The sequence below is a fragment of the Sulfolobus sp. A20 genome (genome assembly GCF_001719125.1).
Classification (GTDB): Archaea; Thermoproteota; Thermoprotei_A; order Sulfolobales; family Sulfolobaceae; genus Saccharolobus.
The window spans coordinates 1,047,841-1,069,325 of the sequence record NZ_CP017006.1 but is presented as its reverse complement, the minus strand read 5'-3'; the positions used below and the strand labels follow the sequence as shown (position 1 = coordinate 1,069,325).

The 21,485-nt window shown below is 33.8% G+C and carries 25 protein-coding genes; 16 read left to right on the top strand and 9 right to left on the bottom strand.

The annotated features are described in order from the left end of the window. Positions 1 to 4: 4 nt before the first annotated feature. Together BFU36_RS05950 and BFU36_RS05945 are read right to left on the bottom strand one after the other, a co-directional pair. Positions 5 to 238 (bottom strand): hypothetical protein, encoded by a 234-nt coding sequence (locus tag BFU36_RS05950; RefSeq protein WP_069282696.1) that lies wholly within the window; start codon positions 236 to 238, stop codon positions 5 to 7. A gap of 36 nt (positions 239 to 274) precedes the next feature. Then, positions 275 to 664, bottom strand: coding sequence for a CBS domain-containing protein (locus tag BFU36_RS05945; protein ID WP_069284624.1), 390 nt, complete (start codon positions 662 to 664; stop codon positions 275 to 277). A gap of 55 nt (positions 665 to 719) precedes the next feature. Here BFU36_RS05945 and htpX point away from each other — a divergent pair, with 55 nt between their 5' ends. Beyond that, positions 720 to 1,691, top strand: coding sequence for a zinc metalloprotease HtpX (gene htpX, locus BFU36_RS05940; RefSeq protein ID WP_069282695.1), 972 nt, complete (start codon positions 720 to 722; stop codon positions 1,689 to 1,691). 50 nt (positions 1,692 to 1,741) lie between these two features. On the opposite strand, the gene BFU36_RS05935 is transcribed toward htpX, so the two are convergent. Both BFU36_RS05935 and BFU36_RS05930 read right to left on the bottom strand, forming a co-directional pair. Then, complete coding sequence (locus tag BFU36_RS05935; RefSeq protein WP_069282694.1) at positions 1,742 to 2,845, bottom strand: ATP-binding protein; 1,104 nt, start codon at positions 2,843 to 2,845, stop codon at positions 1,742 to 1,744. A gap of 18 nt (positions 2,846 to 2,863) precedes the next feature. Continuing rightward, positions 2,864 to 4,261 (bottom strand): cobyric acid synthase, encoded by a 1,398-nt coding sequence (locus tag BFU36_RS05930; protein ID WP_069282693.1) that lies wholly within the window; start codon positions 4,259 to 4,261, stop codon positions 2,864 to 2,866. A 42-nt stretch (positions 4,262 to 4,303) separates the two neighbouring features. Between BFU36_RS05930 and cobS the strand changes: the two genes are divergently transcribed. Then, positions 4,304 to 5,047, top strand: coding sequence for an adenosylcobinamide-GDP ribazoletransferase (gene cobS / locus BFU36_RS05925; protein WP_069282692.1), 744 nt, complete (start codon positions 4,304 to 4,306; stop codon positions 5,045 to 5,047). Continuing rightward, positions 5,048 to 5,965 (top strand): cobalamin biosynthesis protein, encoded by a 918-nt coding sequence (locus BFU36_RS05920; RefSeq protein ID WP_069282691.1) that lies wholly within the window; start codon positions 5,048 to 5,050, stop codon positions 5,963 to 5,965. Here BFU36_RS05920 and BFU36_RS05915 read toward each other — a convergent pair. Continuing rightward, positions 5,894 to 6,913, bottom strand: coding sequence for a zinc-dependent dehydrogenase (locus tag BFU36_RS05915; protein ID WP_069282690.1), 1,020 nt, complete (start codon positions 6,911 to 6,913; stop codon positions 5,894 to 5,896). The two genes, BFU36_RS05920 and BFU36_RS05915, sit on opposite strands and share 72 nt — an antisense overlap. Before the next feature lie 72 nt (positions 6,914 to 6,985). Here BFU36_RS05915 and BFU36_RS05910 point away from each other — a divergent pair, with 72 nt between their 5' ends. Genes BFU36_RS05910 through BFU36_RS05895 form a run of 4 tightly spaced genes read left to right on the top strand, consistent with a single transcriptional unit; the run spans position 6,986 to position 10,823 of the window. After that, a complete protein-coding gene (locus tag BFU36_RS05910) occupies positions 6,986 to 7,540 on the top strand; it encodes a M48 family metalloprotease (protein ID WP_069282689.1) in 555 nt (184 codons plus the stop codon). 3 nt (positions 7,541 to 7,543) lie between these two features. Continuing rightward, the gene (gene cutA, locus BFU36_RS05905; protein ID WP_069282688.1) at positions 7,544 to 9,676 is read left to right on the top strand and encodes a glyceraldehyde dehydrogenase subunit alpha; all 2,133 of its coding nucleotides are present in this window, start codon (positions 7,544 to 7,546) and stop codon (positions 9,674 to 9,676) included. Between the two features lie 3 nt (positions 9,677 to 9,679). Then, positions 9,680 to 10,138: an RNA-binding protein gene (locus BFU36_RS05900; RefSeq protein ID WP_069282687.1), complete on the top strand. Its 459-nt coding sequence runs from the start codon at positions 9,680 to 9,682 to the stop codon at positions 10,136 to 10,138. Next, the gene (locus BFU36_RS05895) at positions 10,131 to 10,823 is read left to right on the top strand and encodes a polyprenol monophosphomannose synthase (protein ID WP_069282686.1); all 693 of its coding nucleotides are present in this window, start codon (positions 10,131 to 10,133) and stop codon (positions 10,821 to 10,823) included. Before BFU36_RS05900 ends, BFU36_RS05895 begins: the two co-directional genes overlap by 8 nt. On the opposite strand, the gene BFU36_RS05890 is transcribed toward BFU36_RS05895, so the two are convergent. Next, positions 10,801 to 11,112, bottom strand: a complete 312-nt coding sequence (locus BFU36_RS05890; protein ID WP_069282685.1) for a winged helix-turn-helix transcriptional regulator — start codon at positions 11,110 to 11,112, stop codon at positions 10,801 to 10,803. The two genes, BFU36_RS05895 and BFU36_RS05890, sit on opposite strands and share 23 nt — an antisense overlap. Positions 11,113 to 11,172: 60 nt before the next feature. Here BFU36_RS05890 and BFU36_RS05885 point away from each other — a divergent pair, with 60 nt between their 5' ends. Together BFU36_RS05885 and BFU36_RS05880 are read left to right on the top strand one after the other, a co-directional pair. After that, the gene (locus tag BFU36_RS05885) at positions 11,173 to 12,129 is read left to right on the top strand and encodes an ornithine cyclodeaminase family protein (RefSeq protein WP_069282684.1); all 957 of its coding nucleotides are present in this window, start codon (positions 11,173 to 11,175) and stop codon (positions 12,127 to 12,129) included. Beyond that, the gene (locus BFU36_RS05880; RefSeq protein WP_069282683.1) at positions 12,102 to 13,241 is read left to right on the top strand and encodes a PLP-dependent aminotransferase family protein; all 1,140 of its coding nucleotides are present in this window, start codon (positions 12,102 to 12,104) and stop codon (positions 13,239 to 13,241) included. The genes BFU36_RS05885 and BFU36_RS05880 overlap by 28 nt, the downstream gene beginning before the upstream one ends. A 472-nt stretch (positions 13,242 to 13,713) precedes the next feature. Here the strand turns inward: BFU36_RS05880 and BFU36_RS05875 are convergent, their stop codons facing one another. Then, positions 13,714 to 14,079 (bottom strand): hypothetical protein, encoded by a 366-nt coding sequence (locus BFU36_RS05875; RefSeq protein ID WP_069282682.1) that lies wholly within the window; start codon positions 14,077 to 14,079, stop codon positions 13,714 to 13,716. A 233-nt stretch (positions 14,080 to 14,312) separates the two neighbouring features. On the opposite strand from BFU36_RS05875, the gene BFU36_RS05870 reads away from it, so the two are divergent. From BFU36_RS05870 to BFU36_RS05860, 3 genes are read left to right on the top strand one after another with little or no spacing between them, the layout of a single operon-like run. Then, entirely contained in the window at positions 14,313 to 14,675 is a 363-nt protein-coding gene (locus BFU36_RS05870; RefSeq protein WP_069282681.1) for a hypothetical protein, read from the top strand. 12 nt (positions 14,676 to 14,687) lie between these two features. Next, complete coding sequence (locus tag BFU36_RS05865; RefSeq protein WP_069282680.1) at positions 14,688 to 15,158, top strand: AAA-associated domain-containing protein; 471 nt, start codon at positions 14,688 to 14,690, stop codon at positions 15,156 to 15,158. A 47-nt stretch (positions 15,159 to 15,205) separates the two neighbouring features. Continuing rightward, the gene (locus tag BFU36_RS05860) at positions 15,206 to 15,949 is read left to right on the top strand and encodes a VIT1/CCC1 transporter family protein (protein WP_069282679.1); all 744 of its coding nucleotides are present in this window, start codon (positions 15,206 to 15,208) and stop codon (positions 15,947 to 15,949) included. Positions 15,950 to 16,284: 335 nt separating this feature from the next. Here BFU36_RS05860 and BFU36_RS05855 read toward each other — a convergent pair whose 3' ends face one another. Together BFU36_RS05855 and BFU36_RS05850 are read right to left on the bottom strand one after the other, a co-directional pair. Then, entirely contained in the window at positions 16,285 to 17,211 is a 927-nt protein-coding gene (locus BFU36_RS05855; RefSeq protein WP_069282678.1) for an MBL fold metallo-hydrolase, read from the bottom strand. 24 nt (positions 17,212 to 17,235) lie between these two features. Beyond that, positions 17,236 to 17,487 (bottom strand): hypothetical protein, encoded by a 252-nt coding sequence (locus BFU36_RS05850; RefSeq protein WP_069282677.1) that lies wholly within the window; start codon positions 17,485 to 17,487, stop codon positions 17,236 to 17,238. A 99-nt stretch (positions 17,488 to 17,586) separates the two neighbouring features. Here BFU36_RS05850 and BFU36_RS05845 point away from each other — a divergent pair, with 99 nt between their 5' ends. The 4 genes from BFU36_RS05845 to rbsK are packed head-to-tail and all read left to right on the top strand — an operon-like array spanning position 17,587 to position 21,483. Next, a complete protein-coding gene (locus tag BFU36_RS05845; RefSeq protein ID WP_069282676.1) occupies positions 17,587 to 18,768 on the top strand; it encodes a glycosyltransferase family 2 protein in 1,182 nt (393 codons plus the stop codon). Then, on the top strand, positions 18,765 to 19,370 hold the full coding sequence (cas4, locus tag BFU36_RS05840) for a CRISPR-associated protein Cas4 (RefSeq protein WP_069282675.1): 606 nt from the start codon (positions 18,765 to 18,767) through the stop codon (positions 19,368 to 19,370). The genes BFU36_RS05845 and cas4 overlap by 4 nt, the downstream gene beginning before the upstream one ends. A gap of 29 nt (positions 19,371 to 19,399) precedes the next feature. Beyond that, positions 19,400 to 20,599 (top strand): bifunctional hydroxymethylpyrimidine kinase/phosphomethylpyrimidine kinase, encoded by a 1,200-nt coding sequence (thiD, locus tag BFU36_RS05835; RefSeq protein WP_069282674.1) that lies wholly within the window; start codon positions 19,400 to 19,402, stop codon positions 20,597 to 20,599. Further along, positions 20,596 to 21,483, top strand: coding sequence for a ribokinase (gene rbsK, locus BFU36_RS05830; RefSeq protein ID WP_069282673.1), 888 nt, complete (start codon positions 20,596 to 20,598; stop codon positions 21,481 to 21,483). The genes thiD and rbsK overlap by 4 nt, the downstream gene beginning before the upstream one ends. Positions 21,484 to 21,485: the final 2 nt, after the last annotated feature.

Sequence of the window (21,485 nt, the reverse complement as noted above, 5' to 3'; positions counted from 1 at the left end):
ATATTCACCTACAAAATAGAAAATATCGTATCTTATCTTCGATCTCAGCCTTACTATATTTATTATTTATGCTTACATTTATCTCCTTAAAAGAGGTTGAAGATACAAAGGGTAAATTAAGGCATTCCTCCTCCTTTGTCATGATCTCAATTATAATTTCACTTATACTAATTTTTCGATTTTGAGCTATCCTTCTGAGAATTTCGTACCATTCTCTGACAATCTTTATTTTGACCATATTACTTTAAATTATTTCGGTAATTAGGTATAAAGTTTAACCTTCAATCATATCATCTATGGCTCTCGCCACGTCCCTTATAGAAATTATACCTTTTAGATTCCCTTGATCATCTACCACTGGTAAATGTCTTATATTGTACGATCTCATTAAACTTAATGCTCCAGTAATAGGTGAGTCTTGCCTAACCATAATCAAATTAGTTGTCATAATTTCTTCTGCCCTAGCTGACAAATCTTTTCCATTACCTATTGCTTTTACTATATCTCTCTCAGTTATAATCCCAACAGGCTTATCTCTATCAACAACAATTACTGATCCAATATTATTTTTAGTCATTATTATAGCAATCTCTTTAAGACTTGTATTTCTATCTACTGTCAAAACTTGGGTTTTCATGTAATCACTTACTAATTCTTCTTTCATCATATTCATTATTATGTGGAAAACTAATTTAAACCCTAGCTATGAATACTATCATATGAATCTAGCTGTAGTAAAATTAAGAGTAAATATGATATTGGCTACAATTGGAATCTTATTACTTGGATTTGCCCTAGCATTAGCTGTAGCTGACTATGCGTTTGGTGCAACATTTGGCTTAGGGTTAATAATTTCAATATTGATTTTCCTTTTCTTCTTTGATATAATTCAGTGGCTTTTTGGACCTTATTTAATAAACTGGGCTTACAGAACAGTAGAAGTAAGTCCTAATGATCCAGTATATGGTTGGCTATATAATCTTGTAGCAGAAGTTGCGAGATATAATGGTTTCAAAGAAGTTCCTAAAGTTTATATAGCTGATGTGCCTTTCCCTAATGCATTTGCATATGGTAGTCCTATAGCTGGAAAGAGAATAGCATTTACTTTACCTATCTTGAAATTACTTAATAAAGAGGAGTTAAAAGCAGTAGCTGGACATGAGATTGGACATTTGAAGCATAGAGATGTTGAACTACTCATGGCTGTTGGATTAATACCTTCATTAATATATTATTTGGGATGGTGGCTGTTCTGGGGTGGATTATTTAGCGGTGGAGGAAATGGAAGAAATAACGGGGGACTTATATTCTTAGTAGGAATAGCGATGATGGCAGTCAGTTTTGTGTTCCAACTATTCGTATTATTCCTTAACAGAATGAGAGAGGCATATGCTGATGTTAATTCTGCGTTAACAGTTCCGGGAGGGAAAGAGAACTTACAGTTAGCCTTAGCTAAATTAACCTTATCCATGGATCCAGAAGCATTAGATAAATTCAAGAAAAGAAATACTACCAACCAATTAACGAGTATGCTGTTCTTCACTAATGGGATTGAAGAAGTTCCTGCATGGAATGCTAGGGAACTAGTAGAAATATGGAAAAATAGTAAAGTGCCATGGTATGCTGATATATTAATGGATCATCCTCATCCAGCTAAAAGAATTCAACTATTAGAAAAGATAAATAAGTAAATATTTTTATTGTGTAACAAAACATCTTTTTAGGAAATTTATATTATATATTATTCAAATTCTATTGTGGCTGGAGGTTTAGATGTTACATCGTATAACACTTCTTTTACTTCTGGAAACTTATTCACAATTTCCTCAGCTATTCTATCTAATATCGGAATCGGTATTTTTGCGTAGTCTGCGGTCATGAAGTCTTCAGTTAAAACTGCTCTAATTCCTATAGAATATTTTCCCACTTGTTTCTCCCTTACTCTGCATAACACGTGAGTTACGTCGTATTTTTGAAGCTTATCGATTATCTCCTTAATATTTGTTATATCCTTACAGCTAAGCTTAATTATATTACCGTAGGATCTTACATCTCCCTTTACTCCAGTAGCTTTTACGAGATATTTATAAACATTAAGTCCGTTTAACGTAGTATCAACTCCATCGCTCTCAAAAATCACCGCAAAGTATTGCGAATAGCCAAAGCTGTTTAAGTAACTCTCGACGATCTCGTTAGCTTCTCTAACAATGGATAGCTTCTCCTTAGTAAACTTCCCAACTGTTCTTACTAGTAAACCGGGACCAGGGAACGGTTGCCTTTCAGAAATTTCCCTTGGCAATTTTAAGTATCTAGCTAATTCCCTAACCTCATTTTTGTATAAGTCCGCCAATGGTTCAATTACCGTAAATCCCCAAGTTTTCTCTGTATTTATTCCTATCTGAACTAAAACATTGTGCTGAGTTTTAATTCCTCCTTGAGTTTCAACCCAATCTGCGGCTATTGTTCCTTGCATTAGGAGCTTTGCATCATATTTTCTCATAAGAGAAGAAATAGTTGAATAAAATAAATCTCTAAACTTCCTCCTCTTCTCCTCAGCATCTGAAGTGCCTTCAAGAGATGATATAAATTTATCGCTTTCATCAATTACTTCCAAATTTGGTAAAACATCTTTCAGATAATTTTTAACCCTCTTAGCTTCATCTTTTCTTAAGAACCCGGTATCTATCAAAACCGGTACTATTCTTTCTCCTAAAATTCTATAGCCTAATACTGCTGCCGTAGTGCTATCTACTCCACCACTTACAGCGGCTAGGACTTTCTCGTTACCTACTTTCTCTTTTAGTTGAGGCGATATTTCCTCGATGAATGAAGAAGGATCAAACATTTTAACTTATTTTCTATGCTATGCCTTATAAATCTCCATTATCTCATCTAAATGTAAATACTTGTTTAATAAAGTCTCTATTAAAGATACTTGACTTTGAATTTCTTGATTCATAGATGATGAATAAACTTCAATATCCGACAATTCCTTTAATAACTTCTTTCCTCCCTCCGAGAACAAGCTACCATGAATACTAAGTCCAATGAAATTATTATTATAAGCGCCATCAAATACACTTACTTTCATATTATTTCTCGAAACTATTTCTATTATCGGTTTCTCATCTTGATACCTAATTATCCCTCTCCTAATTTCATAGCCTTCTATTTCACCAAAATTAGAAATAGCTTTAGTCATAGAAACAATTTTCCTTTTATCATAATATACATTAAAATCAAATATACCTAAGCCATTATACTCCGATGGCTTGCCAGACTCTATTCCATAGGGATCAAGAATTTTTCTACCTAAAATCTGAAATCCGCCACATATACCTAAAACTCTCTTATTCTTGATATAATCAATAAATCCTTTACTAACTAACCAATTTAAAGACTCTAACGTGTTTCTACTACCGGGTAATATTACAAGATCAGCCTTTACAATTTCTTTTGGTTTCTTAGCGAAGTACACGTGAGCATTAGATTTCTTAAAAGCGTAGAATTCATTAAAGTTACTCATATAAGGATAAGCTATGATAGCAACTTCCTTATCCCCATCACCTATATCATATATATTCATAGAATCCTCTGGCATAATTGGACTTTCTTCAAGATATGGAATATAACCTAGATACTTCATTCCAGTCTTCTCCTCGAGCCACTTTATCGCATCAAAAAGAAATCTTTCATCTCCTCTGAATTTGTTAATTATGAAACCTTTTAGATTACTTCTTATAGAATCTGGCAACATCATAAATGTTCCATAAGCCGAGGAGAATGCCCCACCTCTATCAATGTCTAAAACTAATATAGCGGGAATCTTTAGCTCTTTCATAACCTTTATTGCCGTAATATCTTTATGTATGAAATTAGGTTCCCCTAACCCTCCAGCCGCTTCAATAACTAAATCATTTCTTTTTAAATATTCTGATATTTTTAACCAAAGCTTATTGTTAGCTAAGTCATAATACTCCTCGCCTTTCATTATACCCAAGGATTCTCCCATATATACTACTTCTATGCCGTTTCCCATTGGTTTCAAAAGTATTGGATTCATGAATCTTTCTGGAGTGATACGACTACCAATAGCCTGATATGCTTGAATAAATGCAATTTCTCCTCCATCATGCGTAGATATACTATTTAATGACATGTTCTGTACTTTTAATGGCTTAGAATTCAAGATTTTTACTAAACCCGCTGTAATAAAGGATTTACCAGAATCACTCATTGTCGACGCTACTATTATTGACACAAATCATATCACATATTTTAGTAAATAAACTTATGATTAGATATGAGCAAGATGGGAATCGTTGGACAGATTGCCTTCTTCTCGTCGTTACCAATAAGATCCAATGTTAGCATAGAAGACATAGCAAAATATTCATTTCTAGCTCCAATAATAGTGGGTCCCATATTAGCCATAATTGAGTTCTCATCTTACACATTACTACATTTCATACTAGGTACAATAGCTGGAATCTTACTAATAGGTATCATTGAGCTATTAAGGGGATTTAATCATCTGGATGGTCTGTTAGATTTGGGAGATGCACTAATGGTAAAGGGTGACAGAGAACGTAAGATAAAAGCGTTAAAGGACGTTCAAATCGGCTCTGGTGGTATAGGATTACTGGTAGTATATTTATCATTTCAGACCGTTGCTATGCTGAAGTTAGAAGGATACTCAATAATGACATTACTCAACATAGTCTCAGCAGATATTATATCCAGAAGTTTTAGTTTATTTGTTCTAGCTTCTATAGAGCCAATGAACGAGAGTAATCTAGGTAAACTATTTAATCAATATCTAAAAAATAAAATTGCTTTCTTGCTCATAGAAATTGTACCATTTATCTCTTTATATAACGTTATAATGTTCTTGATATTATATATTATATTCCATAAAATTTGTAAATCGTTAGGAGGATCCTCAGGAGATATCGCGGGAGCAGCAATAACTATATCTTTCTCCATTTTTCTTTTAGTTAATGAGGTTACTCATTTAAATTACTCAGTTCTGTCCATGTTATTATAAATGCTCCTAATACTGTTACTCGCGATACTATGGGATTTGCTTTTGTCAGAACCCCCTATATATATTCATCCAGTAGTATGGACGGGAAAAATATCAGAGAAATTGATAAGGCCTTATAAAGGTCATATATATGGAATTTTTATATGGATAGTATCAGTATTTCCGGTCTTATTTATTTTCAGTATATTACCTATAATGCTCAATATCAATATTTATATCAAGATAATTATACTAATTTTCTCCCTTAAAACTACTTTTTCAATACGGATGTTATATAGTATCGTAAACAAAGGCTCAAAACTAGATGAAAGCTCTAGATTTTACGCCCAACAGATAGTTAGAAGGGACTTAAGTAATAGCGATAAAAATCATATAGCCTCAGCGCTAATTGAGTCATTATTTGAGAGTATGGTAGACGGTATTACTTCCCCAATTTTTTGGTATTTATTTCTAGGTTTATCGGGTGCTATGCTACAGAGATTAGCCAACACGATGGATAGCATGGTCGGATATAAAACTAAAGAACTAATCAAGGAGGGTTGGTTCTCAGCTAAGGTTGATACAATATTAAATTATATCCCAGCTAGGCTTACTGCTTTATTTATGCTACTTGCTGGCTTCTTTTTAGGACTTAACGTTAAACAAGGAATGAAATCCTTAAAAAAAGCTAAGATGGAAAGTATCAATGCTAAATATCCCATAGCGATCGCCGCTGGACTATTAAACGTTTCCTTAGAGAAAATTGGAAGTTATAGGGTAGGATTTGGTGAATTACCAACTGAAAAAGATGTAATTATGGCATTAAAACTATTCAAACTTACACTAGTGTTATTCTTTTCGGTAATTTTAGTCGTAGATTATTACCTTTATGGACTTACCCTCTTTAGCAACCCTTACGGCCTCATTAAATTCATCTAAGGGAAAACGATGTGTTATAAGACTATTAACATCAATAGATTTAGAGGCGATTACTTTCAGCGCCTCATTAGTATCTTCCTCTACAGCAGCATTGCTAGAAATTACTGATATCTCATTATTCAGTAGGTCGCTTATATCGTAATTTAAAGTAGTTCCCTTATACGGTACTCCAAATAGTAACACCCTACCTCCCTTTCTTGTAGCATAAAGTCCAGATAATATTGCAGATGGTGAACCTGAGGCAATAATACTTATATCCGCCCCCCTTCCATCGGTCAATTTTTTTACTTCATCTACTACATTCATTTTCTTTGAATTTATAGAGTGATCTACTTGGGGAATTTTACTGGCGTATTCTACTCTGAACTCACTTATATCTGAGATAATTACAGTACCTGCCTTGTTAACTTTTGCCATCATTGCATGAAGTAATCCCATTGGTCCGGAACCTACTATGAAAACTGAATCACCCTCCATAATCTTCACTCTTTTTTGCGCTCTAATTACTGTAGCTAAGGGTTCTATAAACGAAGCTTCTTCAAAGGTTACGTTATCTGGGAGTTTAAGTACTCCACCTCTTTTCACGTTCCAACTTGGAACTCTAAAATACTCGGAAAATCCACCAGGGTCTAAGTTAGTCTTTCGATAATATGGACACATTGTTGGGCTACCTTTCTTACAATAATAGCACTCGTAACAAGGTACATGATGATGAGCGAATACTCTATCCCCTACCTTAAGCCAATCTACGGTAGATTCTTTTATAATCCCAGCCGGTTCATGTCCAATAATAGGCTGAGAAGCAGTGTATTGCCCACAAATCTTCTCTATATCCGTACCACACAAGCCACATGCCTTCATCTCTACTAAGATATCACCTTCTTGAAGTTTAGGTATAGGTAACTCTTTTATTACTGCCCTACCATTCTCCAATACGACACTTTTCACAATGAATCATTAAAGCCCAAATATTAAAGCTTAAAAGAATAGTTATATGGTAATACTTACCTTATTAATTATATGGAAATAATTATTACTTTCATTATAGTCTCTCTGGTTATTTTACTTCAACTCGTAGTAGTACCAGCAATAATACTTAAAAGAGCTAAGAAATTCTCTCAATTTTACAAATATCCAGTATATCTATTGAACTCTGATGAAATAAACGCTTTCTCTATATTTTCCATATGGGGAAAATTTATTGTAGTAACTAAGGAATTAATAGATAGAGAAGATGAGAAACATATTAATGCAGCGTTAGCTCATGAGGTAGGACATCTAGAATCTAATCACCATTTAAAGATGTTAGGAATAATTGTTTTGATAGTTATCTTATTTACTTTTTTTATAATTAGGTATCCTTTGCTTATTTTACCTTTCATAATGGTAGTTTTCATTTCACAGAGGTATTTATTGAGAAGATTTGAACTTAATGCGGATAATTTCGCCACAAAGATAATAAACAAAGATTTATTAATAGATCTAATAATGAAATATAATGACAAAACAAGTACTTTTTTATCAACACATCCAAACATTCAAGTAAGACTTAAAAATATAAATAGAATAAAATAAATTGTGTACGTAGGTCAACCCGTAAAACGGATTGAGGATATAAAGTTTATAACTGGTGGTTCATCTTACGTTGACGACATTGAATTACCGGGTACTCTGTTTGTAGCATTTCTAAGATCGACTAAGCCACATGCAAAAATCAAGATAAAAAAGTCTAGTAGCAACATATTCACCGGAATAGATATAAATCCTGGTAAAGATTTCCCTATACCTACTGATGAGGTAACATACGTTGGTCAGCCAATAGCTACTGTAGTAGCAAAAGATAGATATGAGGCCTATGACTTGGTTGAAAGTATAGAAGTAGAGTATGAGGACTTGGATTATGTTATAGATCCAGAAATTGCGTTAAATGACAAAATAAAGGTTTATTCTAAGAATAACACAAACATTTATGAACATAAAACATGGCAAGCTGGAAACGTGAATGAGAGCTTTAAAAGTGCAGATAAGATAATCGAAGGTGAACTCTACAATCAGAGAGTGATAGCAAGTCCAATAGAGACTAGGGGAACTTTAGCATATTACGACGGATATAGATTAAATATTTGGTCATCTACACAATCAGCACATTATTTGAGGAGAAACCTGATTAATTTCTTAGGGATTAATAACATTCATGTAATACAGCCCGATGTTGGTGGAGCTTTTGGTAGTAAGATCATAGCACACCCAGAGGAATATGCTTTAGCTAAGCTTGCCTTGATATTAAGGAAACCACTTAAATGGGTTCCCACCAGAACTGAAGAAATGCAGTCAGCAGGTCATGGTAGAGACAAAAAGTTAAAGTTCTCAGTAGCTGTGAAAAACGATGGTACTATTTTAGGAATTAAAGGTACTTTAATAGCTGATTTAGGAGCTCCATATCCTGATGCTAACGATGACGAAATAGGAAATGTTCACAGTACTGTAAGAATGTTACCTGGAGCATATAAGGTATCTAATATGCTAATAGACCACTACGCTGTAAATACAAATAAAGCTCCTACACAGTCATATAGGGGAGCAGGGAGACCCGAAGCTACATACTTTATAGAGAGAATAATAAATATAGTTGCTAAAGAACTAAATAGAGATGAGTTCGAAATCAGGGAAAAAAATATAGTAAGAGAGTTACCATATAAAAATGCATTTGGAATAACATATGATAGTGGAGATTATTTACAAATCTTAAGTAAAGGGAAAGAGTTGTATGATAAATTGAGGGCTGAGGCTAAACCTAATGAATGTGTTGGATCTAGTATGTACGTTGAAATTTCCGGTTTTGGTCCCTGGGAAACAGCTAGGGTATTTGCAAAAAGTGATGGGAAAGTGGTAATCGTAACCGGAAGTGGTCCACATGGTCAAGGAGACGGGACTGCTTTCGCTCAAATAGCTGCTGATATCTTAGAAATACCATTAGAGAATATTGAGGTTAGATGGGGAGACACAGATATTATAGAGGATGGTATTGGAACGTGGGGAAGCAGAACTGTGACTGTAGGCGGTTCTGCAATCTATAAGGCATCTGAGGAACTTAAAAAGAGAATAGTAGAAGTTGGAGCAAAATTATTAGAAGCAGACATAGAGGAGGTTGAGTATAAGAACGGTAATGTAAAGCACAAAAAGAATGGAAAGAGTGTTGGAATTAAAGAAATAATGGAAAAAGCATACTCGTTGGGCTATTCACTAGATGTGACTTACGTTTATAGTGTCCAAAAACCAGGTTATACTGTTCCGTATGGCGTACACTTAGCCTTGATTAGCATAGATAAGGAGACAGGGTTAGTCAAAGTAAAGAAATATGTCGCGATTGATGATGTAGGGAGAGTGATAAACCCGTTATTAGCTGAGGGTCAAATTATAGGTGGAGTTGTTCAAGGAATGGGACAAGCGATATATGAAGGGACAGTATATAGTAGCGAAGGAGTGTTGTTAAACTCGAACCTTAACGATTACGGAGTTCCTACCGCTGTAGAATCGCCAAGAGTTGAGTGGAATTATATCGAAAAGGGATTTTCTAATCATCCAACAATGAGTAAGGGAATAGGAGAGGCTGGAGCAATAGCCTCAACCCCTGCTATAGTAAACGCTATTGAGAAATGTATAGGGCGAAGAATAGTTAAAATGCCAGTTAGAGCTGAAGAGGTATTATAAATTATGCAAAGGCACATAATGTCATCTAAAGACACAAAGGCTTTTTTAAAAAGTATAAAGGAGAAGTATGGATTAGATCTATCAAATGCTAAATTAGAAATAGGAAAAGAGAAAAAGAGTGTTTGGTATTTCGTTGATAACACGTTAGCATTTTTTGATGATTTAATCCCTACGTTATGTGGAGTTATTAAACTAAAGATAAGTTTACCATATGTAGTGATTGATGAGGGTGCAGTAAAAGCCGTAAGCACTGGCGCTGACTTGTTCGTCCCTGGCATAGTAGAGTATAATTGTGAATGTAAGGAAGGAGACATTATACTTGCTAAAACTAAAACCAATCTACCAGTAGCTATATTAAAAGTGTTAATCTCTAAAGAAAAGGCTTTAGCTGAGAAGAGGGGCAAATTTGCAGAAAACTTACATCACGTAGGGGATAAACTTTGGGAGATGTGCAATGGCTAAAATTTCCATAGCAATACCTACCTACAACGAGAAAGATAATGTTGTCCCCTTAGTTTTAGAGCTAAATAGAATTTTACCATCGGCTAAGATTTTGATAGTTGATGATAATAGTCCAGATGGTACTCCTCAAGTGTTAAGGGGGTTGCAATTAGCAAATTTGTTAATCCATGTTAGAGAGAATGAAAGGGGTTTAGGTTCAGCAATTAGATTTGGTTTAAAAGAGCTTCTGGACTCTGATTACATTGCCACTATGGACGCTGATTTGAGTCATGATCCCAGATATTTGCCTAATATGATTCAGCTAGCAATTAACGGTAATTATGATCTGGTAATTGGCTCACGTTACGTTAAGGGTGGAGGAATAGAGAACTGGTCATTTAGTAGGAGGATTATAAGTAAGGGGGCTAACTATTTATTTAGAATGGTATCCCACTCTCCCCTTAAGGATAATACATCTAACTATAGAGTTTATTCTAGATTAGGTGCCATGAAGGCATTAGAGTGTGAGACGACTAATGGTTATGAATTCCAGATATGCTCAGTCTATAAAATCATAAAATCTGGGCTTAAAGTTGCAGAGTACCCAATAATATTTAGAGACAGAAAAATAGGTAAGAGTAAGTTGAACATAACTGAAATAATAAGTTGGTTTGTTTATATTCTTAAACTTTCCCTTTCTTCTTAATCCTTTGCAATTCCTCCTTTAAAGCTTCTATTTCCTTCTTAAGTGCTGATATCTCACTCTCGTGTGCTTCAAGTGTCTTTATAATCTTTTGTTGTGGATCCTCTTCATTCTTCAGCTTAATATTCCCATCTTGATCTACCTCTATCAGACCTAACCTTTGTAATTCTCTAGCATAGCCTTTAGCTGTCTTCGGTGAAACTTTTATTTCTAAAGCTAAATCCTTAATGTTTACATTACCTCTTGACTTTACAATATTTATTATATCTTGAAGCCTTGGAGTAAGTTCCATATATTATAGCTTATTAGAGAATATCTTTTAAATGTAAAGACATATGAGAGAAAGATAGATTTGACACTCTTAATCAAGGAGAGTGAAGTGACGAATTTAATAGATTACAGAGAAATATACAATTCACTAGTAAATGCATTTGAATTATTTGAGAATAAACTAGCAATTAACCTACAGAGGAGCAGAATTTCTTTCAAGGGAGCAACTCTAACATTTCAAGCTGCTGCTATGGAAGATTATATAGGTTATAAGACGTTCATTAGCGGCAACTTCCTAATATTCCTATACAACATTTCAGGGGAACTTCTTAGCATTATAGAATCAGATAGGCTAACTCAGATTAGAACAGCAATTCTATCAGTAATAGCGTCAGATTTTATTTATGGAGACTATAGCAGTATCGGAATAATAGGGTTAGGGAAACAAGGCATTGCTCATGTGGAGGTGATAAATGAGATAAAGAAAGGTATCAAGATAAACGTTTTCACGCAGTCAAAGAGCAGATTGGAAAAAGCTATTTCCGTTCTAGGAAGTGAAGGAATAAGTGTTAACGTTAGTGACTCAATCAAAAAAATTTGTGAAGATAGTGAGGTGATAGTTAGCATAACAAAAGCAAAAGATCCATTTATCAAGTTAGATTACGTTAGTTCTAAAAGAAAGCATATCAATGCCATGGGTTCAAACATTCCCGAAAAAATAGAAGTATATCCAGAAGTAGTGAAGGCCTCGAAAATAATAGTGGTCGAAGACTTTATACAGACATTACAAGAAGCTGGAGAGTTGGTTATAGCAAAGAAGATGAACATGTTAGATGAGAGCAAACTCGTCACATTGTCCAGCGTAATATCGAAGAAAGTTACGATACCGAAAGAGGGAATAACGTTGTTTAAGTCCGTTGGTATAGGACTTGAAGATCTTGCAGTTGGAAAATTAATTTATGAAAAAGCTTTAAGCAAAGGTATTGGTAATGAAATAGAGGTAAAGGGCATTTGGTATCGAGAATTGGAAAGGAAATAGAGATTTCCCCCGTAGAGTTAGCTTCACAGATTGCTAAAAAGGTAAAAATCAATTTAGCAAGTGGTACTCCAGATCCTAAGAAAATTCCGTTGAATGATATAAGAGAAGCTTATACAGAAGTTATAGAAGAATATGGGGCAAAAGTTTTGTTTTATCCTGGTGCTGGAGGGCAAGAGGAATTAATACAAGAAATTGATAAAAAATTTCTTAACTTATTAGGAATTACAAAAAGAAAAGATGAAAAAATTGTAATAACCAGTGGGGCTCAACACGCATTAGAGCTAATAGGAAAATATTTTCTAGAAAATGACGTAATAGCAGTTGAAAATCCAACGTTTATCGAGACGTTTAATTCATTAAAATTAAGAAGCTCTTCAATTGTTCCAATATCTTTAGACTACGATGGATTGAATGTTGATGAACTGGAGGACATACTAAAGATAGTTAAAATAAAACTGTTATATACTATTCCAAACTGCCATAATCCAGCTGGAGTTAATATATCAGAGTGTAGAAGAAAAAGACTTGTTGAATTAGCTGAAAAATATGACTTCTATATTATTGAAGATGATCCTTATAGACCTATAGCCGGAGAAGTTCCACCACCAATAAAGAACTTTGACACGAGTGGAAGAGTGATTTATGTTAGTAGTTTTAGTAAAATTATAGCTCCAGGATTAAGGATCGGCTTCATAATAGCTAATGAGCAAATCTCGGAAAAGATAAGCCTTTTAGAGCAATTAGATTTCTCTACTTCTACAATAAATCAATACGTAGTAGCAAGGTTAATAAGAAAAGGGATGATTGAGGAGAGATCTAAAGAGTTATTTAGATATTATGGTGAGAAGATGAAGATATTAATAGACTCTTTAAGGGAAAATGGACTTAACGAGTTTGACCCCCCAAAATGTGGCTTCTTCCTTTTACTCAATTTAAACAAAAACAGTTGGGATGTATTTTACAAGGCAGTTGAAAAAGGACTAAGCTTCGTACCAGCAAAACCTTTCTTTATTAGAGGAGGCGAAACGATGGCCAGACTGAGCATTTCGGTAGCTTCGCCGGAGCAAATAGTTGAGGGAGTAAAAATACTCAGTGATATTTTAGCTAGATGAGAGATAGATCAGTCTTCCATAGGATCTCATGATACTTGGTATCAATTCTCGACCTCATATTTTCTCCTCACGACACCTATAAGAGTTGAACTCCCTAAGATAACATTAGAAGCTTCTTGGATATCTTCCTTAACCTCTCACCAACTTCATTATGGCATCGTATAAGCCAATATGACGTTAACACTTGAAAGCTTTGATTTACTTTATTAAGGAGTTTAGAAATTATAAATGACATTTAGCAATACAAACTTTACGATTCAACAAACTAATAATAACAGTATAAATATCGATATCAATATTCTCCTACATTCTAAATCTGTGTAAAATGTTATTCTTAATTTGTACCTCAAAATATTTCACTACAATCTTTAAGTGTCAAATTTAATTATATTTACGTAAATATAAATAAATATATCAAAATAGGAAAATAATAAGCAATTGAAATATAAATTTGCTTCGTATTAGGAAAATATTAATCAAATATGACTTCTTCCACTCTAGATATGAAGTTCTTTACTTGTTTAGAGTATAATGGCAAATACTCTTCATCTACGTTTCCACCTAAATAACAATCGTAATGTAGTGATAAACCTAAATTCCAATAATCCTCTACCCAGTCTCCTAGAATGTTGGCTAGATCCCTTACGGCTTCACTTCTTGACTTATCTTGAAGCGAGAAATAATAAGATAATACTCTTAGACCAGCACTTATTGATTCATATAATTTTTCACATATATTCTGCAAAGAATTTGACGAATTACTTTCTTCGTAATAGAACTTTGATATAGATATTAAATATGAGTAAAAATTTCTTTTGCTTAAATCTAATGCCTCCACATCAGTATAATATATAAAGTATTATTTTAAAAGCTAGTTATCACACTATTACGTTCATATAACTCCTAATATTAGTTATAAACCTATAGAAGATGAAGAAGGTTTTGGATCGACACTAAATTTGAAGAATACTTAAGAAGATCATTGATAATATCGGTTAAATTTAAATTATAACTAAGAATTATCTAACGGTAGTCCATAACATATAAAATCTCTATCTGCTATCTTACATTATGAAACTTGCTCATTATTCAATAATATTATCGATAATTTCATTGATATTTGGAGGATTACTTTTACTTGGAAAAGTACCGATTATTCTATCTATAGGTACATACTCTATAGTCTTTCTACTTCTAATACTCTTAATCCTTCTTGATAGATTTGCAATCGTTAAATACATTTTATTGCTTCTAGCCTTGCTAGCTATTATTTCATCTTCAGTCTCTACCGCTCACTTGAATGCGTTAGAGGAAATTGGAAGTTCAGAGTATATTACAGTTTTGGATATTTTGATGATTTTGGGATTTTATGTGGGACCAATACTATACATTTTATCCTTTATTAGGGAAAATTTAAAAAGGAGAAGATACTAATAATATACTCTTGTGGAAGTTCTAGATCCTCATGCAAGAGTAGCTGATCTTGTAGGATTATTATACTCCCTAGAAACTACATTTAATGGAAAAACGGACTTATATATGCTAGAAAAAGAAATGGAAGTAGACCTAGATGACCTCATGCCTATTGTCCATTCAGCTAATACGCTAGGCTTCATTACGGTAGGAGAAGGAGATATAATCATTACGGATAAAGGACTTGAATTTCTTAAGTCCAACATAAAAAAGAGGAAAGAGATGATTCGAGATTCCTTAAGGAGAATAGAACCCTTCAAAACAGCTATAGAATTAAAAGAATTCACTATCGAGCAATTAAAAAATGTTTTACAAAAAAAGGGGATTCAGCTTTATAACAGTCCAGAAGGATTGTACGATTTACAAATTACTTTAGTTGAATGGGGAGTTTATTCTGGACTTCTAAAGAAGGAGGGGGAGAAATTTTTAGTAGTTACGACTTAGCGTAATGCTAGAGAGGTATTTAAGTAAAATTAAACAACTTAACAAGTATGGAAAAGGAAAAAGGTGAGGAATTAGTTCATTACATTAATGAAGCTGACAGTTTTAGAACAAGAGTATTTGGTATTCAAGATGGACTAATTGGTGTAGGCTCTATAATTTTAGGTGCAGCAGGATTTTCACATGATACTTTAGCCGTTATCGTAGCGGGATTACTCGCAACTATAGGGCAAGCTTTCTCAATGGGAATAGGAGAATATATAAGTACAAGAGTAAGGATGCAAATAATCAATAACGAAATAAAGAAGGAAAAGTACCAACTACAAAAATATCCAGAAATGGAAAAAGAAGAGTTAGTACAGTTTTATATTAAGAAGGGATTCAGTAAGGAAACCTCAGAAAAGATTGCTGATTTCTTATTAAAAAATGAAAACGTAGCGTTAGAAGAAATGCTAATGCATGAGCTAAAAGTTTTCCCCGAAGAGTTTGAGAGTCCAGTAAAATTAGGATTCTTAATGTCCTTATACCTAATAGTTGGAGGAATAATACCTATGGTTCCATTTATAATATCATATTTAATTAGGCAATTTCAATTTAGCCTTGCAGTAGCCTCAGCTATGACATTAATAATAATAACTTTGGGAATATTTGGAATAATCGGAACTAAATATACCGGACTCACAAAACATAAAGGAGCATTAGAACAAATTGGAACAGGTTTGATAGCATTAGTAGGCAGTTATATTGCAGGTATACTCTTAGCACACTTTATACCTGCGACGTTCCTACCATGATTATTTTGAATTAACCGATAAAGTCCTACCTTCTTATCCCTTAAGAGTATTTTTGTAATTTAAGAAGTTATCAAGTCTTTCTTAAAAATCCAATTAACTCTCTTATTTTAAACTAGAGGAGCTACTACGATTTAGTTGTTAAACTATATTTAAAAAAATTTAGTGAAATGGGAAAAACAATTATTTACAATAACTTAGATAAATAAACTAAGCGTTCACATTGAAATCTAGAAAATATTGCGCACGAGAGCTTAAGATCGAATATTCCAGAAATTTAATATTAAAAAATCCGGAAATCTTAATACTGAATAAATACTTGAGCCTAAATTTACTACTTAACCATCGCCGGCTCTTAATAGCTCTGATAATCCTCGTGGTATTTTAGCTGGTTTATATTCTTTTTCAAATAACTGCCTTCTATATGCTTCTAACAAGGTAGGCTCTAAATTAAGATATTCTGCGGCACTAATCACTCTAACTCCTAAATCTTTTGCAATGTCATAAACTGGTTTCAATATTTGCTTATAGTTAATATCCCTTAAAACGTGATGATCTATGATTAACGTTTCTAATCCATTTTTTACAATATTTTCTATATTTTTTAAAGATTTATCGAGATCTTCTTCACTTAAAGCTCTTCCAAGAAGATAACTTAGAGGTCCATCTATTACAATGAAATTGGGTTTGATCCGTTCGGTAAATTTTATATGTAAATCTTTAGGTGCCCCTTCAATATCTGAAGTAAAAACTATTGTTGAATCTTTATCGTTTATTGCTACTTGCACAACATATCCGAGTTTCTCATCAGCTCCATGAGGAACAGCAGGGGAAAAAGTTATAGTGGTTTCACCAAATTTAAACGATTTACCATCTGCTACTTCAATTCTCGTAGGCTTATCTTTTATAGCTCTTAGAAACCGAGGGGCCCTTCTATATTTCTGACTATTGTTTATCATATTTTGGGGATCTTTAATGAAAACTATCTTATCTTTGTATATCGTAGTTGGTATCACGTACCCTGGATCATGATGATCATAATGATAATGTGAAACAATTATTACGTCAACATCCTTAGATACTTCTACTATTTTTTTAGCCAATTCCGTTAGTTTTTCTACCTCTAACTCATGGGGAGGTAAGCCATATCTTCGAGGTGCTAAGGAAACTGCAGGATCAATTAATATTCTTAGACTACTGGTTTCTATCAGCGTAGCTTGTGACCTGACTCCTAAGCTTTCAAATGCTAGTGGTGTTATTATCATTAGATTAATCTTTAGCTTTGATATTTAAAAATGGATACCACTAATATCCAGTGTTAGCTCCCTTATATCCTTTCTAATCTTCTCCATATCTATTTTAGCCATTCTTATTCCATATCTAGTGCTTCTTTTCTCGACAAACTTTCCTATAGCATATATAGTTAGACCAGATACCGTAGTTATATGAAATGGATCATCAAGTCCAAATGCTATAAATCTTCCTACACCTTGAATTACTCTTCCCCTCGGTTCGTAATCCCCCAAAAGATCTCTTACCATATCATTTCTATTGCCTAATTTGGATTAAAAGATGTATACCCAACAAGAAGGTATGACGATAGACAAAAAATAAATTATCAATTATTCATAATATCACTAATGCTTGATCTTATAATAGTGACGTTAAGTACGCTTGTTTCTAGCTGGACTATCTATAATGGTAGTATATCGTTATTAGGGATAACGTGGAGACCTATAGAGAGAAAGGATATCAGTGGTAAGACGTTTTCCTTGATCATACCAGCAAAGAATGAGGAAAAAGTATTAGGCAGATTACTAGATAGACTCGTTAATCTGGAATATGATAAGTCTAAATATGAAGTAATAGTTATAGAAGACGGATCAACTGATAATACATTAAATATTTGCAAGGAATATGAAGAAAAGTATGTAAATACAATAAAATGCTATAGTTTACCTCCTTCGAACGTGCCCAACGGTAAAAGTAGAGCATTAAACTTCGCATTAAAAATAAGTAAAGGAGAAATTATTGGCATATTCGATGCTGACACTGTACCTCGGTTAGATATATTAGAATATGTTGAACCAAAATTTAAAGATGAGTATGTGGCTGCAGTTCAAGGTAAACTAATTCCTATAAATATAAGAGAAAGCCCAATAAGTAGATTAGCCTCAATTGAAGAATTAATATATGAGTATTCAATAGCAGGAAGAGCTCGGATAGGATTATTTGTACCCATAGAGGGTACTTGTACTTTCATCAGAAAAAGTACAATTGAGGAAGTAGGAGGTTGGAACGAGTTTTCACTTACGGAGGATCTTGATCTTAGTTTAAAGTTAACAAGCAAAGGTTATAAAATAGTTTACTCCCCTACAGTAGTGAGTTGGAGAGAAGTTCCAATAAGTCTTAAGGTATTGATTAAGCAGAGGTTAAGATGGTATAGAGGACATCTAGAAGTCTCATTAGGAAAGATAAGGAAAATAGATTGGAGATTAATAGATGGTATGTTAATAGTACTCACGCCGGTTTTCATGGTACTAAATATCGTTAATTACTTCGTAGTATTAGTATATTCTCCTTCGTTATACATGATTACAGTAGGACTCATATCCACGGCGTCACTACTATCGTTAATCCTAATCATATTCATTCAAAGAAGACATATGATCGAGTACTTCTACATGATACCTTCTTTTATGTACATGAATTTCATTGTAGCCTTAAATTTTACGGCTATTCTCTTAGAGATGCTAAGAGCACAACGGACTTGGGTAAAAACTGAAAGAAGTGGAAAAATTGCAGGAGATGTAATGGCTTGATAACAGAACTTCTTCTAAAGAAAAAACTTGAGGAATATTTAAGCCATTCAAAAGAGACAAATACATTATACGTGACAGATCTAATAAGGTGCCCAAAGAAGATTAAATATGAAGAAGAATATAAAGAACTTGCGATATCACAAGTTTATGAACCATCGACTTTATTAGGAGATCTGGTTCACGCTGGGCTAGAGAGTTTCATAAAGACTAATCTTAACGCTGAAGTTGAAGTTGAAAACGAGAAAGAATTGCAAGTATCGGGAAAGGCATATAAAATCAAGGGAAGAGCTGATGCAATAGTTAACATTAACGACCAAAAAGTAGTGATAGAAATTAAGTCAGCACGAAGTGATAGAGGGTTACCACGCTTGCATCACAAGATGCAGCTACAAATTTATTTATGGCTATTTGAAGCTAAAAAAGGTATATTAACTTACATTACTCCAGATAGAATAACTGAATATGAGGTTAATGATCCATTAGATGAATCAACAATTATTAGATTGATTGAGGATACTATTACTATGAGAGGAGTTCCTAGATTTGATTGGGAGTGTAGATATTGTATTTTTTCTATAATTTGCCCATCAAAGAAAGCTTAATTATTTTTATCTGAGTAAAAGCTTATTTGATGTATAGGAGACCAGTTGTTGCCACAATTGCTGGCAGTGATAGTGGGGGAGGGGCAGGATTACAGGCTGATTTAAAGACATTCACGTCCTTAGGGGTTTTCGGAACTACGATTGTAACTGGTTTAACTGCGCAAAACACTAAAGGGGTAATAAAAGTTCATGAGTTACCCTTAGATTTCATTGAAGCACAATTTGACGCTGTTTTTCCCGACCTAAAACCAAAGTATGCTAAAACTGGTATGTTAGGTTCGAATAAAATTATCGACTTGGTGATAAGGAAGATTAAGGAATACAGCGTAACTCTGGTTTTAGATCCGGTAATGATAGCTAAGTCAGGTTCGTTACTTGTAATAGAAGATATCTCGGAGAAATTAAGAAGTGCGATGAAAGAAGCTATAATTTCAACTCCCAATAGGTATGAGGCTGAATTACTCTCCGGCACTAAAATATCCAATCAAGAAGATGTTAAGAGAGTTGCAAAGCTTCTATATGCCAATTACGGGAATGTGGTAGTTAAAGGATTTAATGGTGAAGATTACGCAATAATAGATGGTGAGGATATTGAATTAAAGGGAAATACAATAAATACAAAAAATACTCACGGTAGTGGTGATGTATTCTCCGCAGCTATAACATCATATTTAGCTCTAGGCTATAAGTTAAGGGAAGCCGTGATAAAGGCTAAAGAATTTACTACATTTTCAATAAGATTCAATTTAGATCTTGGAGAAGGATATGGACCAATTGACCCTTTTGCATATCCAGAATCTATAGTGGAGAGAGAAGAGGGAAGAAAAGTTATAGAAGATATTATGTGGTATATTGAAAATAATGTAAATATTACGCTTCAATTACTAACTGATAGTTTCAAAGCTAACATAGCCTATAAAACTAAGTACAACGATATACTAAGCCTAGCTGGAGGTTTTATAAAATATTTGAATAAGATAAAAATTGATGGCCCTATACTGAATAATATTGATAATGATATAACTAGCCTAATGAAAAAAATAGATGGAAAGGTAGGTGTATTGATACCGCTATCTCAAAAGATTCTTAACGCGGCTGAAAAGGGAATTATTAAACTTACTACGAGCGGTTTAGATGGAGACACTCTACTACAAGCTAACGTAGTGCTGATTACTGCGAGTGATAAGAATGACTTAATTAAGAAGCTAAGTGAGGTAATCAAGAGTTGATAACAGTAGTTGGGAGTTATAACGTAGATATAATATTAAAAGTTAATAAGCTTCCAGAAGTTGGAGAAACCGTTATTGCAGAGGAAACATATACGAGTCATGGCGGTAAAGGTTCTAACCAAGCTGTCTCTGCATCAAGACTAGGAAGCAATGTAAGAATAATAGCTGCTGTAGGCAAAGACGTTTACGGATACAATGCCATAAATTTCTGGAAAAATGAAAAAATAGATGTCGACTACGTTAAGATGAAAGACATAAGTACTGGAGCTGCTTACATCCTTGTGGATAAGAAAGGGAGAAACGTAATTGCAGTTAACAGAGGTGCCAATTATTATTTAACTGAAGATGATTTAGATGATGGATTACGCGGAGATATTCTATTAACCCAGTTAGAGATAAAGGAAAGCGTTGTGAAGAAGGCTCTAAGAGAATTCCCGGGGATAAAAATATTAAACCCTGCTCCTGCAGTTCTCAGTGACCAAGAAATTATTAAGTTAACAGATATAATAACACCAAACGAGATAGAATTTAAAGAAATAGTTAATACAGATGATTTCGAATATGGATTAGAAATGCTCCTTAAAAGAGTAAGAAAAGCTGTCATAGTAACTTTAGGGGAAAGAGGTGCCTTACTAGCCACAAAAGACGGAAAAAAGGTAATAATTAGAGCACCTAAGGTTAATGTGGTAGATGAAACAGGTGCAGGTGATGTATTTAATGCTGCATTAGCAGTCTACTTGGAGAAGAATTATGACTTAGAAAGTGCAGTAGAATACGCTAATAAGGTGGCTGCACTTTCAGTTACTAAGATAGGTGCGTTAGGACCTAAATTAGATGAGGTGAATAAGTTCCTTGAGGAAATCAGTGAGGAGGAAAAAAGTTAAAA